Source organism: Flavobacterium sp. NG2, from assembly GCF_034119845.1.
Taxonomy (GTDB): Bacteria; Bacteroidota; Bacteroidia; order Flavobacteriales; family Flavobacteriaceae; genus Flavobacterium.
On record NZ_CP139420.1, the window covers coordinates 2020477 to 2037517 of the forward strand.

At 35.4% G+C, this 17041-nt stretch carries 10 protein-coding genes; all 10 read left to right on the forward strand.

Features of this window, described 5'->3' with window-relative positions; genetic code table 11:
• Positions 1-49: 49 nt before the first annotated feature.
• The 10 genes from SLW70_RS08575 (at position 50) to SLW70_RS08620 (ending at position 16975) form a co-directional block, all read left to right on the forward strand.
• Positions 50-4198 (forward strand): two-component regulator propeller domain-containing protein, encoded by a 4149-nt coding sequence (locus SLW70_RS08575; RefSeq protein ID WP_320891695.1) that lies wholly within the window; start codon positions 50-52, stop codon positions 4196-4198.
• A 183-nt stretch (positions 4199-4381) separates the two neighbouring features.
• Positions 4382-4903 carry a hypothetical protein gene (locus tag SLW70_RS08580; RefSeq protein WP_320891696.1) on the forward strand — a complete coding sequence of 174 codons (522 nt, stop codon included), beginning with the start codon at positions 4382-4384 and terminating at the stop codon, positions 4901-4903.
• A 29-nt stretch (positions 4904-4932) separates the two neighbouring features.
• On the forward strand, positions 4933-6102 hold the full coding sequence (locus SLW70_RS08585) for a putative glycoside hydrolase (protein ID WP_320891697.1): 1170 nt from the start codon (positions 4933-4935) through the stop codon (positions 6100-6102).
• A 32-nt stretch (positions 6103-6134) separates the two neighbouring features.
• A complete protein-coding gene (locus tag SLW70_RS08590; RefSeq protein ID WP_320891698.1) occupies positions 6135-8789 on the forward strand; it encodes a glycosyl hydrolase family 95 catalytic domain-containing protein in 2655 nt (884 codons plus the stop codon).
• 97 nt (positions 8790-8886) lie between these two features.
• A complete protein-coding gene (locus tag SLW70_RS08595) occupies positions 8887-11256 on the forward strand; it encodes a right-handed parallel beta-helix repeat-containing protein (RefSeq protein ID WP_320891699.1) in 2370 nt (789 codons plus the stop codon).
• Positions 11257-11304: 48 nt separating this feature from the next.
• Positions 11305-12162 carry a hypothetical protein gene (locus tag SLW70_RS08600; RefSeq protein WP_320891700.1) on the forward strand — a complete coding sequence of 286 codons (858 nt, stop codon included), beginning with the start codon at positions 11305-11307 and terminating at the stop codon, positions 12160-12162.
• Between the two features lie 17 nt (positions 12163-12179).
• On the forward strand, positions 12180-13220 hold the full coding sequence (locus tag SLW70_RS08605) for a family 43 glycosylhydrolase (RefSeq protein ID WP_320891701.1): 1041 nt from the start codon (positions 12180-12182) through the stop codon (positions 13218-13220).
• Between the two features lie 120 nt (positions 13221-13340).
• Positions 13341-13802: a carbohydrate binding domain-containing protein gene (locus tag SLW70_RS08610; protein WP_320891702.1), complete on the forward strand. Its 462-nt coding sequence runs from the start codon at positions 13341-13343 to the stop codon at positions 13800-13802.
• A gap of 32 nt (positions 13803-13834) precedes the next feature.
• On the forward strand, positions 13835-15268 hold the full coding sequence (locus tag SLW70_RS08615) for an alpha-L-fucosidase (protein WP_320891703.1): 1434 nt from the start codon (positions 13835-13837) through the stop codon (positions 15266-15268).
• Between the two features lie 192 nt (positions 15269-15460).
• Positions 15461-16975 carry an arylsulfatase gene (locus SLW70_RS08620; protein WP_320891704.1) on the forward strand — a complete coding sequence of 505 codons (1515 nt, stop codon included), beginning with the start codon at positions 15461-15463 and terminating at the stop codon, positions 16973-16975.
• Positions 16976-17041 lie beyond the last annotated feature (66 nt).

Here is a 17041-nt window from a genome sequence, read left to right on the forward strand (position 1 = left end):
TTTATAATAGTTTACTCTTAGGTTGTAATTTATTTATATAATTTTGAATATGAAATCAAAACTAATTTATCTATTCCTTTTTTTTGTTATAAGTCTTTGTGATGCTCAAGAAAAAAACTTCTTTCAGAGTAATCAACGTGTAGAGTCATTTAATAGTATTCAGGGCTTTTATCAAAACACTATTAGCAGTATTGTTTCGGATTCTAAAGGATATTTATGGATAGCCACTCCCAATGGTTTGGTTAAGTATGATGGATATTCATTTGATTATTATTACCATAATCATAAAGATAAAGCATCTTTACCCAATAATTACGTTTCACATCTTTTAAATGATTCTAGTGGACGATTATGGATAGGTACAAAAGAAGGGTTATGTGTGTATTTGACAGATAAAGAGCACTTTGTGTTTGTAAAAAACACAATAAAAAAAGAAACTTTTATAAAAGAAGATCGTCAAAAACGCATTTGGGTTGGTAATGACTCTGGTCTTACTATTTACGATTCAGGTTCAGATAATTTAGAGGATATTGATAAACTGGCTGAAATTAATTTAGGTATAGTATTCAAAGGAAGTCCAATTGCAGACATAGAATTTCTTTCAAGCACAGAATTATTAGTAGCGACTGCATTTAAAATTTATAAAGTAACTTTTAATGATAAAGCAAATTATTCAGTTAAGGTTTCAGAATTAAAATTTGATCTAGATAGTTCTAAAATAAAAAAAATTAAAAAGGCAGGTAATTCTATATGGATAGGGACTACTGCAGGATTATATCAAACTTTTTATGAAAATAATAAGTTAATAACTTTAGCAAAATACTTAGATACTAACCAGGAAAATGGGAACAGAAAATGCGAAATCATATCGTTATATTTCGATAAAGATAAAAATTTATGGATAGGAACTAAACAAAACGGAGTTTTTAAATACGATACTAAAAAAGAGATTTTTGCTGCTTTTAGATACGACTCTAAATATAAAAATGGGTTAACCAGTAACAGGGTAAATTGTTTTTATGAAGATGCTTTTGGAGTAATTTGGATTGGGACAGCACAAGGGGGGCTAAATAAATTTGATAAAAATCAAAAACCCTTTCAAAATTTTGCACATAATCCCTATGATAATCAATCGCTATCAAGCAATTTGATTACTGATATTACAGAAGATAACAAAGGAAGGATTTGGTTTTCGTTCTTTGAAAGTAGTATTTGTAGAACACAAGAAAAGCTAAACCTTAATTCGGGCAATCAAATACGTTTTGATAGACTTCAAAATGAGTTGAGTAAACTAAAAAACCAATGGGTTTTACGTCTTTTTCAAGATTTGAAGGGGTATTGGTGGATTAGTACTAATGAAGGACTTTATTTATTTGACGAAGCGTCAAATAAATTAGTTCCTGTACGCCTAACAGTGAATGGGAAAACGGTTGATAATGTGTTTAACAGAGTGATTCAACAAATTGATTCCAATCAAATCATATTAGGAGGAGCACATGTTTTATTGTTAAATAATCCTTGGGCTGCTATTTTAAACAATTTACCAGTTGAAGTTAATGGTAGTTTATATAATTTAATCAAAGACAGTCAGATTAATGATTTTGTAAAGGATAGTTTAGGGAATTATTGGTTTGCTACTACTAATGGACTTTTTAGAATCATAAACAGAAAAGGACAGTGGATAATGAAAAATCATCTCACCACTAGTTCAAAAAACAATCAATTGAAATTAAGTCACAATCATATTTTTTCAATTCATGTAAGTCCTAATAAAAAAGTATGGTTAGGAACTTTTGGGGGAGGGCTAATGAAAATTGATTTAAATTCTTTTGGTGAACCTCAAGTTTTAAAAAGTTATCATAGAGAAGATGGACTTCGAGATGAGGCGGTATACGGTATCTTAGAAGATAGTCAAGGACAGTTGTGGTTGAGTACGGATATGGGAATTTGCTGTTTTAACCCTGCTAAAGAAACGTTTAATTTTTATGATGTTAACAATGGAATCTTAAGTAATAATTTTAGACAGTCGGCTTTTCTAAAAACTAAAAACGGAACCATACTTATGGGAGGAGTTGATGGTTTAACCATTTTTGACCCAAAACAAATAAAAAAGAATGGTTTTGCTCCCAAAGTGCTGATATCTAGGTTAAAAATAAATAACCAGCCCGTTGTTGCAGGAAAAAAAATTGATAATGATGTCATTCTTGAACAGTCCATTTCAGATACCAAAAAGCTAGTAATTGGACATAATAATAGGAATATATCATTAGATATTATAGTACAGCATAGCGCAACTCCCAATAAAAATAGAATCGCTTATAAGTTAGAAGGTGTCAATAAAGATTGGATTGAAGTTGATGGAGGGAAAACAACAGCGACCTATACTAATTTAAGTCCAGGAACGTATAAGTTTCTATATAAAGGAACAAATGGTGATGGTGTTTGGACTGCCAATATTGAAGATTTTACAATAAAGGTTTTAGCTCCTTGGTATTTAAGATGGTGGAGCGTAACCCTCTGGTTATTATTAATCGGATGTGCAATATATGCCGTTTTTAAATATTTAGTGCAATTAGAAAAATTAAATCAAGAGCTTAAGTTTGAACAATTAGATAAATCAAGAGTTCAGGAAATGAATCAAGCCAGATTGCGATTTTTTACTAATATATCTCATGATTTTAAAACTCCGCTTTCATTGATTATTGGACCACTAGAAAAAATTGCGGAGAAAAATGAATCATTAGAGAATCAAAAGTATTTTTCTATAATTAATAATAATATTTCTAGACTTCAACGATTAATAGATCAATTGATTTCTTATCGAAAAGCAGAGACTGGAAACCTTGAATTAAATTATTCAAAAACAACATTAGGTGATTTTATTTATCCTTTAATTGAATCTTTTGAAGAGTATGGGCAAAAAACACTTCTTAATTTTTACTATAAAGTTGATGAACCCAACAAAGTTATTTCTTTAGATATTGATAAAACAGAGAGAATCATTCTGAATTTATTTTCAAATGCGGTTAAATATTCTGATTCCAATAGAGAAGTAAGTATTGAAGCTGGATTTATAAAGAATCAAGCGAGTGCTGAAGAATCTCTTTTTATCCAAGTGACCAATACTAGTTTAGGTATTCCACCAGACAAAATCGAAAAAATATTCGACCGTTTTTACCGTGGTGTTGATGAAAAAAATGATTGGAATGGAACAGGAATTGGTTTGGCGCTTTGTAAATCCTTGACTGATTTGATGGAAGGAACCATAACGGTGACCAGTGATCCTGATAAAAAAACCGTTTTTAGAATCACCCTACCAATCACGGATAAAGGGGAGTATGTTAGAGAGGATGACATGAATAAGTATCTTAAAATTGCTACTGATTGGTTGCCTATCGAGTTAGATGAGATTCCAGATCATCAAAATCAGTTATTAGATAAATCACGCCCTACAATATTAGTAGTTGATGACGAACAAGATATTCGCTCGTTTTTGTTTGAAGCCTTTAAAAACGATTATAATGTGGTGCTGGCTGTTGATGGTGAAGATGGATTGAAAAAATTAAATGAAAATCCTCCTCATTTAGTAATCAGTGATGTTATGATGCCTAAATTAAATGGATATGAATTATGCGAAGAAATTAAATCCAATTTAGAATTTTGTCATATTCCGATTATTTTATTGACTGCTATTGGTGATGATGTCAAAAAAATTGAAGGCCTAGAATTGGGTGCTGATGATTATATTGTAAAACCTTTTTCAATCAAGTATCTTGAGGTTAGAGTAAAAAAATTATTAGAAAATAAACAACGAGTTTTAGAATATTATTCCAGAAATAGTTTCTTACCAAAAGAATCTTTAATAAGCTCGGTTAAAGACCAACATTTTTTGGAAAAAATAAATATAGCGATAGAAAAAAACATGTCCAATTCTGCATTTGGAGTCGAAGAATTAGCGGCAGAGATTTGTATGAGTACGTCTCATTTTTATAGAAAATTAAAAGAACTCACAGGACAAGCTCCCAATGTCTATCTTAGAAATTTCCGTATTCAAAAGGCTGCGGAATTATTATCAGAAAACAAAAAATTAACAGCAGCTGAAATAATGTACGAAATAGGGATTGAATCAAAGTCTTATTTCTCTTCGGCATTCAAAAAAATTCACGGTGTTTCTCCTTCAGAGTTCATAAAAAAATAATGAACGATTTGAGCAAAAGGCTCACAAAATCCCTTTAAAATAAGAGAATCTTGTTTCTCTAATCAATCTGATTGAATTCAGCAATAAAAAAGCATGACGTGAGCATGCTTTTTTGTTTGTTGTGGTTGCATATTTGTATATGTTCTGGTTTTGAGTTTCAATACATTAAAATAAAAGCTTTGGGTGAATTTATTTCGCCTGAAACTAAAGTATACAGATTTGGCTACCGTAGCGGGTTATGTTGATGATTGTGGTTGGAAAGTGTACCAATATGATGCACCTTGGGAGCAATTGGCGAAAGCCATCAAAGCGGGAAATCCACACGCTCCTATTGGCTTTAGCCAAAATATATTTCCAAATTTAACCCCTTTTAGTGACCTTGTAGTATCAGATGGATCAGGTAGAATACCAGAAATCCAACCTGATTTTTTGTTTGAAAAAGGCGGACAATTAGAAGGACAACATCCTGTCAGCTGGTTTTATATGGACGGCTGGTCAAGTAGAACAGGAAATGGCGTTTTTACAGCCAAACCAAAATTTTCGGCTGAACAATATATCGAGATTTTTAAAAATGCAGCCAAAGCCAAAATGCTAATAACCATCAATTTAGCCATGACTCCAGATGTAACAACGGAACATCCTTTTTTTAATCCTGAGTGCATTGAAATCATGAAAAAGGTACGCAAAGTGATAAAAGGATATTAAAATGGAAAACACCCATAACAATAACAAAAATGAAAAAAAAAAAAGTTCTGATAACGCTATTATTCTGTGTGATTTTCACAGGATTTAACGCTGCTGTTTCACAAACATTATATAAAAATAGTGATGGAAGTACATTTGTGGCCAAAGATTTTTATCCAAAATTTAGTTGGGAAACAACGCCGCAGTATTTTATGTTTCAAGATTTGAGGCGTTTGCTAACACCTGACGAAGTTGCATTTATTGCACCTCGCACTGATTTTATTTGTATCGAAAAATCACATGCAAAAGGACAATTAGGAGCTGCTGAATTAGGGGCTAAAGCAGAAGCTAAAGCGTTTAAAAAAGCAAATCCGAATATTAAAGTGCTGTTTTATTTTAACGCTGCCTATGCTTGGACCTATACATCGTACACCAAAGATTTTTCTGAGAAAGGCTTAAGTAAACACCCTGAACTAAAAAAGTTTTTGATTACTAATGCAAAAACAGGAAAGTTAGCAGAACACTTTGGCGCTTATTGTTATGATTTATTAAATCCTGAATTCCGTGACTGGTGGGTGGAAACGGTTGCCAAAGGAGTAAGAGAATCAGGTTGTGATGGGGTCTTTATCGATCAAATGCATGGAAATAGTAAGTTTCGTCGAAATGACAAACCCGAAATTGAAATTGCGATGGGGCAAATGATGAAAGCACTTAAAGAGAAGTTAGGCGCAGAAAAAATACTATTGGGCAATAACGCTAATAATGAAGACGCGAGATTTGTGTATCCTGATTGTGATGCTGTAATGTTTGAAAACTATTCAGAGACTCGATTTACTAAAGAAAGTTTGCTTAAGGAGTGGGGAGATATGCTAAAAAATGCGAAAGAAGGAAAAATATCCGTTTTCCGTTTGGGTGTTGATGGAGCAGGAAGAGGGAACATCAAACCGAATATGCCTGAGCTGTCCAAAGAAAAGTTAGAGTTTGCCCAGGCCTGTTATTTAATTGGAGCAGAACCGTATTCGTATTTTATGTACAGTTGGGGATGGAAATTGAATACAGGGCCTTTGGTAGATTATCCTGACTTGCAAAAGCCTTTGGGAGCGCCAAAAGGAGCCTATAAAAGAATTAAACCTGATGCTTGGGAGTTTACTCGTGAATTTGAACATGCTAGTGTTTGGGTAAATACAGAAACAAGAGAAGCTAAAATTTCATGGAAATAATAATAAACTAACTTAAAAGTAAAATATATACAATGATTATAAAATACAGACTTATTTCTTTTGTGCATCACTTGCTAATGGTGATGATTTTTAATGCCACTTTTTTTGTCGTTGCTCAAGATGTAACGAACACTGATAGAGCAACAAAAACCTTACGTCTTTGGTACGACAAACCTACACCAGATAATGATAAAGGCTGGGTAAATCGTTCAATCCCAATGGGAAATGGTTATATGGGAGTTAATATTTTTGGAGGTATCACCACCGAACGAATCCAAATTACAGAGAATAGTCTATACGACTGGGGAGAAGATAATGGACTTAAACGTAGAGGTCTGAACAATTTTGCGGAGGTTTATATCGATTTCAATCATAAGAACACCAAAGCATACAAACAAGAACTAAACCTAAATAAAGGTGTTTCGTATGTGGAATATGAGGAAGAGGGTGTGAAATATTCAAGAGAATACTTTACCAGTTATCCCGATAAAGTAATGGCGATTCGTTTAAGTGCATCTAAAAAAGGAAAAGTATCGTTTACACTTCGCCCTAAGATTCCTTTTTTAGGAGTTGGAAAATCAGGCACTGTTTCGGCTAAGGGAGATATCATTACGCTTTCAGGAATGATGAATTATTACAAGATAAAGTTTGAAGGGCAATTCAAAGTCATTCCGCAAGGAGGTACTATGAAAGCAACAAATAGCGGAACGATTACGGTTGCTGATGCAAACAGTGCTGTCATTTTGATAGCCATTGGAACTAATTATAAGCTCGATTCTCAAGTTTTTTTGACCGAAGATCCCGCTAAAAAGTTAGCCGGTTTTCCTGATCCTCATGATAAGGTATCAAATTATTTAAAAGTGGCTTCGGTTAAGCCGTATGAGAAATTGTTGGCCAATCATTTGGCTGATTATACGAAGCTTTATAACCGTGTAAATTTTGACCTGGGTGCAGCTGAACCTACAATGCCTACCAATGATTTGGTTGATGGGTATCCTACAGGTAAATCAAGTAAATATCTGGAAGAACTTGCGTTTCAGTATGGACGTTATATGCTTATTTGCTCTTCCAGAAAAGGGACGCTTCCACCACATTTACAAGGGATTTGGAATGTATATGAGAAAGCTCCTTGGTCGTCTCAATATTTGCACGATACCAATGTACAAATGGCTTATGCACCTGTCTTCTCGGCTAATTTGCCAGAGTTATTTGAGTCGTATGTCGATTATTTTAAAACCTTTGAACCTAGACAACGTTTGTACGCCACGGAATACATTAAGCAATATAACAAAACACAACTAGATTCTAAAGGAGATAATGGTTGGTCAGGACCATTCTGGAGCAGTCCTTACACGGTTCCTGGCAAATCGCCAGTTGCTGGTTTTGGTACTGGTTCTTGGATTGGACTGCTATTTTGGGATTATTACGATTTCACTCGTAATGAGTCGTTGTTAGCAGATAAGGTATATCCAGTACTTTATGAGCAGGCTAATTTTGTGTCTCGATTCGTAACAAATACCAATGGCGTGTTATTAGCCAATCCTTCTTCAAGTCCAGAACAAAAAATCCGAAACACGGTGGGTACTACTTTTGACCAACAGATGTTTTATGAGAATCATCATAATACGGTAAAGGCAGCTGAAATATTAAAGAGATCCGATAGCAGATTAGCAACCTATAAAAAACAATTACCGCTTTTAGATCCTATTCAGATTGGAAAATCAGGACAGATTAAAGAATTCCGACAAGAGAATTATTTTGACGACATGGGGGATCCCAACCACCGTCATGCTTCTATGTTGTTAGGCTTATATCCAGGGCAATTGATAAATGACAATACACCAGCTTGGCTCGATGCTGCCAAAGTGAGTTTGTTAAAACGAGATCATAAAACCAATATTGGATGGGCGCGTGCGGAGCGCATTGCCATGTGGGCACGAGTACACGATGGAGAAGAGGCTTATTCCTTCTACAAAGAATTATTGGGAGAAAACTACATGCACAACTTGTTCAACGATCATCGTGGCGACCCGTTGTTCCAAGCGGATGCGAATTATGGTGCCACCGCAGGTGTAGCTGAGATGCTTTTACAAAGTCAAGACTATGTAGTAGCACCATTATCCGCTATGCCAAAAGAGTGGGCAGAAGGAAGCTATAGCGGACTCTTGGCACGTGGTAATTTTGAAGTTTCGGCAAAGTGGTCCAAGGGGCAGGCTGATTCGTTTGAAGTATTGTCTAAATCAGGAGGAACTTTAGCATTTAGGTACCCCAATGTTGCTAATGCGATAATTAAAACAGCCGAAGGTAAGAAAGTTGATTTTAAAGCTAAGGATAGTGACCATATCAGTATCAAAACCGTAGCTGGGCAAACGTATGTAATTAATGCCATTCCTGAATATGTTCCTGTGATGGCACCCTCAAAATTAAAAATGGAAAGTAATTTGGCAGAAAATCAAATTCAGCTTTCTTGGAGCGAAAGTAAAGATGCCGTTGCTTACAATGTTTATCGTGCCGTGGGTAACGCAGCAGACTATGAACAACTAGCTTCAAAAGTGAAAGAGACTAGTTTTGTTTACAAAGCTTCCGATTTAAAACAAACGAGTCAAATGACATTCAAGGTCACAGCAGTACGTTCCGATGGAAGAGAGAGTAAAGAGGGAGCTACCACAATTTGGTTGTTGCCGTAAATAGGAGACTAACATTAACTAAACATACGACTCGGATAAAGTATTTTAATTGAGTTTATTACAAAACTAATAACATAAATCAAATCATTTTATTTTCATGAAAAAAACTTTTAAATGTTTATTATTCCTTTTCGGAACTCTAATTGCAACGGCTCAAACACAGGAAATTTATGTTAGCACGAAGGGTTCAGATTCTAATATAGGAAGTAAAAATAAGCCTTTGGCATCATTTGCAGCCGCTCAAAACAAAGCACGCACTTATGCTGGTAAGGAAACCGTTATGGTTTATTTTGCTGATGGCGCCTATTATCTCCCAGAAACGGTTGTTTTTACTTCAAAGGATAATGGCTCTAAAGCGCACCCCATTACCTATCGGGCCCAAAATGAAGGTAAAGCGATTTTGAGCGGTGGTACCAAGCTTAAGCTCAGTTGGAAAGCCTATCGCGACGGAATTTTTCAGGCGCAAACGCCAAAGGGAGTGATTATTGACCAAGTATTTATTGATGGATTAAACCAACGGATGGCTCGTTATCCTAACTATGATGCTAGTAAAAAAACAGATGCTTATCAAGGCTACGCAGCTAATGCTTTTTCTAAAGAGAGAGCTGCTGGTTGGAAAAATCCTAAAGGAGGGTACATCCATGCGATGCATTCCAAACGTTGGGGAGGATATCATTATAGAATTACAGGAAAAGATGCCAAAGGAGAAGTCCTTTATGAAGGGGGTTGGCAAAACAATCGCCAGTTAGGCATGCATCCAGAATTTCGTATGGTTGAAAATATTTTTGAAGAATTAGATGCAGAAGGAGAGTGGTTTCATGATGAAAAGACACAAACCTTATACTACAAGCCTGAAAAAAATACCGATTTAAATACTGCTCAAGTTGAAGTAGTGCGATTAAAACAACTGATAGATTTTCAAGGTTCCATAGCGAATCCTGTAAAGCATATTGGATTACAAGGTTTTGTTATAAAACATGCCGCCAGAACTTTTATGGAGACTAAGGAACCAATGGTGCGTTCGGATTGGGCTATTTTTAGAGGCGGGGCATTTATGTTGACAGGTACCGAAGATATCCACATTGTAGATTGTGAATTCGATCAAGTAGGTGGAAACGCCATTTTTGTGAATAAGTATAATCGTCGAACCTTGATAAAAGGGAATCACATTCACCATTCAGGAGCCAGTGGTGTGTGTTTTGTAGGGGATCCCAATGCTTTGCGTAATCCTTTGTTTGAATATGGAGAAACCAATGATGTTTCAAAAATTGATACCACTCCTGGACCTAAAACGGAAAATTATCCCGCTTTGGGAGTTGTAGAAGACTGTTTGATTCATGATATTGGAACGGTGGAACGCCAACCAGCGGGTGTTCAAATTGAAATGGCTATGGAAATTACCGTTAGAGATTGTTCGATTTACGACTGTGCTCGTTCCGGAATTAATGTTGGTGATGGTGCTTTTGGAGGCCATTTAATAGAGCGTTGTGATGTGTTTAATACCGTATTAGAAACACACGACCATGGTTCTTTTAATTCTTGGGGACGCGACAGATATTGGCGTCTTAAAAATTTTGACATCAATAAATATCCAAAATTACCTTTTGCTGATGCTATCAAAACAACGGTAATTCGTAATAGTCGTTGGCGTTGTGACCATGGTTGGGATATTGATTTAGATGATGGCTCGACGAACTATGATATTTATAATAATTTAATGTTATCAGGAGGTTTAAAACTCCGTGAGGGCTATCGAAGACGTGCTTGGAATAATATCACAGTAAACAATACTTTTCATCCGCATGTTTGGTATAACCAAAGTGAAGATGAGGTGTTTTCAAATATTTTTATGTTTAAATATCAAGGTGTCAATGTTCCTAAGCAAAATATTACTGGGAAGCGAGTGGATAGTAATTTATTATTTGATGCCGAGTTAACACAATTATTCGGTTGGGACGAACATTCCATCGTAGCCGATCCTCAGTTTATCGATCCAGCTAATGGAGATTTTAGGGTAAAAGAAGGATCTCCAGCATTTAAAATAGGTTTTAAAAACTTTCCAATGGATCAATTTGGAGTAAAAAAAGCCAGTCTTAAAAAGATAGCAAAAACACCTATTATACCTGCCTTAGGTGTCTCAGAGGAATTGAAGAAAAAGAATAAGTCGAAAAAAAAGGTAGAAGAGAAAACATGGATGGGAGCTAGTATCAGTAGCTTGTCAGGGATGGAATTTTCAGCTTATGGAGTGGCCAAAGAAGATGGTGGAGTGGCATTAAAAAAAGTACCTAAAAATTCCCAAGCAGCCCAAATAGGTTTTATGGAAGAAGATCTTATTTTGAGTGTAAACGGAAGAAAAGTGGCAAATGAAAACCAATTCATAAAGCTGATGAACGGAATAAAATCGGGTTTGGTTAAGTTTAAAGTAGTTCGGGAACAGAAAGAAATGGAAATTAAAATGACTTTATAAAATAACGCAATTAATCATTGCTAAGGGCAATAAAAATAAAATAAACAAATGAAAATAAGTTTATTAACAATTAGTATTCTTGTTTCTTTTTTAAGCTTTTCAGAAGTCATTTCTCAAACGTTTAATAAGAAAACCGATTTGTTACTGGCCAATTTTGACCTTAAACCAGATGAAGATGACGTGATGGCTACTGCTGCTCTGGCGTGCATGCTAAAACATCCTGATTTTGCCAAAGTCAATTATTTTGCAGTAATAGGTGCTTATGGAGATCAAAAACATACTTTTATTACCGCTGGTATTCCTGACTATTACAACCATATATTTGGAAAAGAAAATGTCAATTGGACAAATGCTGATGCCAATTGGAAGGAATCAGTTAATCGAGCTAAAACTAAAGTTCTTAAGGTTTTGAAATCAGGAGGCAAAGTATTTGTGCAAGAAGCGGGACAATCGAACTTTACGTATGATGTATTACAAGCTGTAATAATAGAAAGTATGGCTTTAGCGACTATTCAGAAGAATGTAATTATCGTCCAACACAGTGTTTACAATGAAAAGAACACGACTCCAACTAAATTAGCATGGTTAAAATCGAATACGGTTTATGTCAAAATAGATGATGGAAATACGGCTGATAATAGTACTCCAGGCTATCGTACGGAGGATTCCCAATGGCTAGAACTCGCAAAATCAGAAAAGAACCCAAATGCAGCAACCCGAAAAATATGGACTTTGGCGGATGAAGTTTGTGAGGAATGGGAAGGTTCTTGGACAAACAAATGGATCGCTGCGGGCGGTATCGACTTTTCGGATTGTGTCGAAAACTGGTATATATTCAAGCTGGATAATGAAGCAAATGACATTCCTTCCTTTTGGAATAAATATGTTACGAATAATAATAAGTAAAATAAAAAGAAGAAAAAATGAAGATAAAGCTGTTTTTAACCATTTTAATTGTAGCACCATTCCTCCTTATTAAAGCCCAACCTAGACGCTCGAATCCTATTGTAAGTCATATGTTTACGGCTGATCCATCGGCACATGTGTGGCAGGATGGTCGATTGTATGTCTATCCTTCTACGGATAATGCGCCCGCGAGTGGCTATAAAACCATGGACGGTTATCATGTTTTTTCTACGGATGATATGATTACGTGGAAAGATCATGGTGAAATTTTGCATTCCAGCCAAGTAGAGTGGGGGCGTGAAGGAGGTGGTTTTATGTGGGCACCTGATTGTGCCTATAGAAACGGTCTGTACTATTTCTTTTTTCCACACAAAAATAAGGACGAAGTATGGGAAATTGGAGTTGCTACCAGTAAAAATCCTGCGTCGGACTTTAAAGTTCAAGGCTATATCAAAGGAGGAAATGCTTTTTGTGACCCTTGTGTTTTTATAGATGAGAATGGTCAAGCGTATTTATATGCGGTCAAGGATGCTAAAACCTATGCTGCCAAACTCAAAGATAATTTGATGGAAGTAGATGGCAAAATGACATTGCAAACGGGTCTTGAAGGTCTTCGAGAAGGACCGTTTGTTTTTAAACGTAAAGGGAAATATTACTTAATGTATCCAGATGATTTTCCGAAGTTTAATAAAATGCGTTACGCTATGAGTGATAATCCACTGGGACCTTGGGAACCAAAGGGCGTGTTTTTAGGAAGCACTGATGTAATTACGACTCATGGTTCAATTGTGGAGTACAAAGGTCAATGGTATTTGTTTTATCATAACGGAAATCTATCTGGAGGGATAGGGCCTAATCGTTCCATTTGTTTTGATCCTGTTTATTTTAATGAAGATGGTAGCATCCAAATGATCAAGCAAACTTTAGGAGTTACATTACCTACCTTTCATAAAGACATCAATTTTAATGAGATGATGGGAACTTTGGATGCAGGGAATTATAAAGAGGCCGATTTAAAAAAGCAGGGAATTGTACCAAATGAAATAGCTTCTGTTTAAATTCCAGAAGGGTATTATGTCGAATGTTTTGAAAAAGATAATTTTAAAGGGAAATCTTGGTCATTTAACGAAGACCGTATCGATCTGAAGGCCATTGGATGCAATACTGCAATTCATTCGATGAAAATTACGAAAATAGCAGTAACCAATTTGGTTAAAAATCCTTCTTTTGAATTAGCGACGCAAAAGCAATTGAAGTTTTGGTTGACTAAATCGGCTAAGTCTTATGAGCAAATCTTAGATTCTTCAGCAAATGGTTATTATGCACTGCGATATAAAAGTAACAAAAGCGAGAAAGAAATAACGCAAAATGTAACAATCAAGCCTAACACCAACTATGAATTGAGTGTCAAAATTAAAGTAGAAGCGGGAACCATTGGCAAAGCCATTTTTGATACTAATGGAACTTTTGACACCAACGCGAAGTTTGAATTGGATGCCACGGCAAAAGCGGGTGAATGGGTTGAGTTTAAAGGAGTTTTTAATAGCGGTGATGCCTCAAAAGTACAGTTGCGATGTTTGACTTCATCTGATTTTAATGGAACTTGTTTTTGGGATGACATTCAGTTGATTGCTAAATAATTTTTTGTAAAAACAATAAAAAAATCAATTCAATGAAAAAAGTACTATTATATTTTTTGTTAATTTCAGTAAGTGCAATACAGGCTCAGCATAAGGATAAAAATCAGCAACAAGAAGGAAAAAGAGATGTTAGTTTTGAATATCGCTTTCCAGAAAATTTAAAACAAACACCTGATTCCGAAACACGATTGAACGATTGGTATAAAGACGCTAAATTCGGTGCTTTCATCCATTTTGGGGTCTATTCAGCCTTGGAAGGGGAGTACAAAGGACGTGGTTCAGAGCATCGGTATAGCGAATGGATTCAGGTTTCGGCTAAAATTCCAGCTAATGAATACCATGAGGTAGCTTCTCGATTTAATCCGTCTGAGTTTAATGCGGAAGAATGGGTTAAGGTGTTTAAAAATGCAGGAATGCGTTATGTAGTGTTGACTTCTAAACACCACGAGGGTTTTGCCATGTTTAAATCGAATGTGAGTAAGTATAATATTGTCGATGCGACTCCTTTCAAACGTGATGTGGTTAAGGAATTAAGTGAAGCCTGTCATCGCAACGGATTAAAATTTGGCGTTTATTATTCGCATGCTCAGGATTGGGATAACCCTAATGCACCACTGTTGAACAATAAAGCTACTATTTTTGATTTGCATCCTGAACTGCCAAAAGATTTCAAACCTGATTTTGATAATTATATCAGGGAGAAAAGCCTTCCGCAGGTGGAAGAATTGGTTAAGAATTATGATATTGACTTAATTTGGTTTGATACTCCAGCTCAAATGATTTTTGAACGGGCCAAATTATTTTCAGATATGGTTCGGAAATACAGACCCAATTGTCTTATCAATTCGAGAATCATTCACAATGGGAAAAGCCGAATAGAAGCTGAGAATTTACCTTTATTCGACTATGTATCCATTGGTGACAAAGAAGTTCCTACTAAAAAGTTGCCGCTATATATTGAATCCCCTGACTGTGTAAGTTCGTCTTTTGGATATAAAACCAAAGGGAATGTATATTATCATACGGAAAAGGAAATGATTAGCCGTTTGGTACATACCGTTTGTACCGGTGGAAATTATTTATTGAACAACGGTCCCATGGGCAATGGAGCTTTAGACCCAGAAGCGATTCGGTTGTATGGCGTAATTGGTGATTGGATGAAATTAAACAGTGAGTCGATACTGGATACTCGTCCAAATCCTTTTGATGCACGACCAGAATGGGGTGATATTTCTAGTAATAAAAAAGGGAACATTTTGTATTTACATGTTCTCGAACTCCCGAAAACGGGTGTGATTTCGCTTCCTAATTTACCAGTTAAAGTAGCATCAGCAACTTATTTAGCCAATGGAAAGAAAGTTGATTGTAAGCAGAAAGCTAACATTGCGACTTTTACAATTCAAAATGATGATATTAATGTTGTAGATATAGTTTTAAAAATAACGCTTGAAAAACCGGTGTTCTAAGCAAATTGAAGAATAAGGAATGACATAAATAATTGTTCATAAGCAGTATAAATAACGCGAGGGCTATTTTGTTGACAGATTTTTTACAATTCATTTTGCCATCAGTGACACATAATTACAATCTTAAATAGTAAAAAAAATCATTTAATTAAAAAATAAAATCAAAAAATGTTGAAGATAAAAAACAATAGTATGAATATATATTTAAAAAGTCTTTATTGCTTTTTATTAGTTACTTGTGTAGGTGCTTCAAAAATGCATGCTCAAAATACCCCAAATATCATCTTCATTTTTGCTGATGATATGGGAATAGGTGATATTTCTAGTAATAATGGAAAAGCTTCAACGCCAAATTTAGATCGTTTGGTAAAAGAAGGGATGCAATTTAAAGATGCACATACGTCTTCTTCAGTTTGTACCCCTTCACGTTATTCAGTGTTAACAGGTCGCTATAATTGGCGAACCAGACTTGCTAATCATGTTTTTAGTACCCCAACAGAAGCACCTTTAATTAAGAAAGATGAAGTTACAGTAGCGAGTTTTTTAAAAGATGCTGGTTATCATACGGCTTGTATTGGTAAATGGCACTTAGGTATTGGTTGGCAGTCAATTACTGATTATAAAAATAAAGAGGGACAAGTGGGAAATGGATGGAATATAGACTACAGCAAGCCTGCTATAACACCTACCAGTAATGGATTTGATTATTTTTTTGGAATAACCGCTTCTTTGGATATGCCACCTTATGTTTACATTGAAAATGAGTATGCCACTAATATTCCAACCGTAACAAAGGCATTTCCAAGAAAAGGGGCAGCTACAACCGATTTTGAAGCGGTAGATTGTTTGCGTGATTTTGCCGAAAAATCAGTAGCGTATATTGATGAAAGAGCTCAAAAAGACAAACCGTTCTTTTTGTATTTACCATTAACATCACCTCATACTCCCATTGTTCCCAGTGAAAAATTTCAGGGAAAGTCTTCAATTGGTAATTACGGCGATTTCCTAATGGAAACGGATTGGGTAGTTGGAGAAGTTCTTAAAGCACTTGATAAACATGGTTTGAACGAAAATACTCTTGTAATTTTCTCAACTGACAATGGATGTTCACCATCAGCAAAAATTCCGAACCTTATAGAAAAAGGACATTTTCCAAACGGTAACTTAAGAGGGCATAAAGCAGATATTTATGAAGGCGGTCATCGTGTACCTTTTATAGTTCGTTGGCCATCAGTTGTTAAAGCGGGTACGCAAACAGATAGACTTACTTGTTTGACAGACTTTATTAGTACTTGTTCTGAGATTATAGGCAGACCATTGGATGAAGCGTCGGGTGTAGATGGGGTTTCTTTTCTTCCAACACTAAAAGATCCATCTATCCATGATAGGGAAGTCATTGTTCATCATTCCATAAACGGATCTTTTGCAATTAGAAAAGGAGACTGGAAACTAGCATTATGTCCAGGCTCAGGTGGGTGGAGTTATCCAAGAGCAGGAAAAACGCCTGCCGGCATGCCAGCTGTCCAGTTATTTAACTTATCAACAGATTTAGAGGAACAACATAATCTTCAGGCGAAATACCCTGAAAAAGTTAAAGAACTTACAAAGTTATTACAGTCTTATGTGGACGCTGGTAGAAGTACACCTGGTAAATCCCAACAAAATGACAGAGATATAAATATTTATGCTGAAGATATAGCGAAGTAATATTCTCACAAAGATGTATAGATTAAAAAGTTTTTAGTTTTATAAAAAGTGTTTTTTTATATAAGG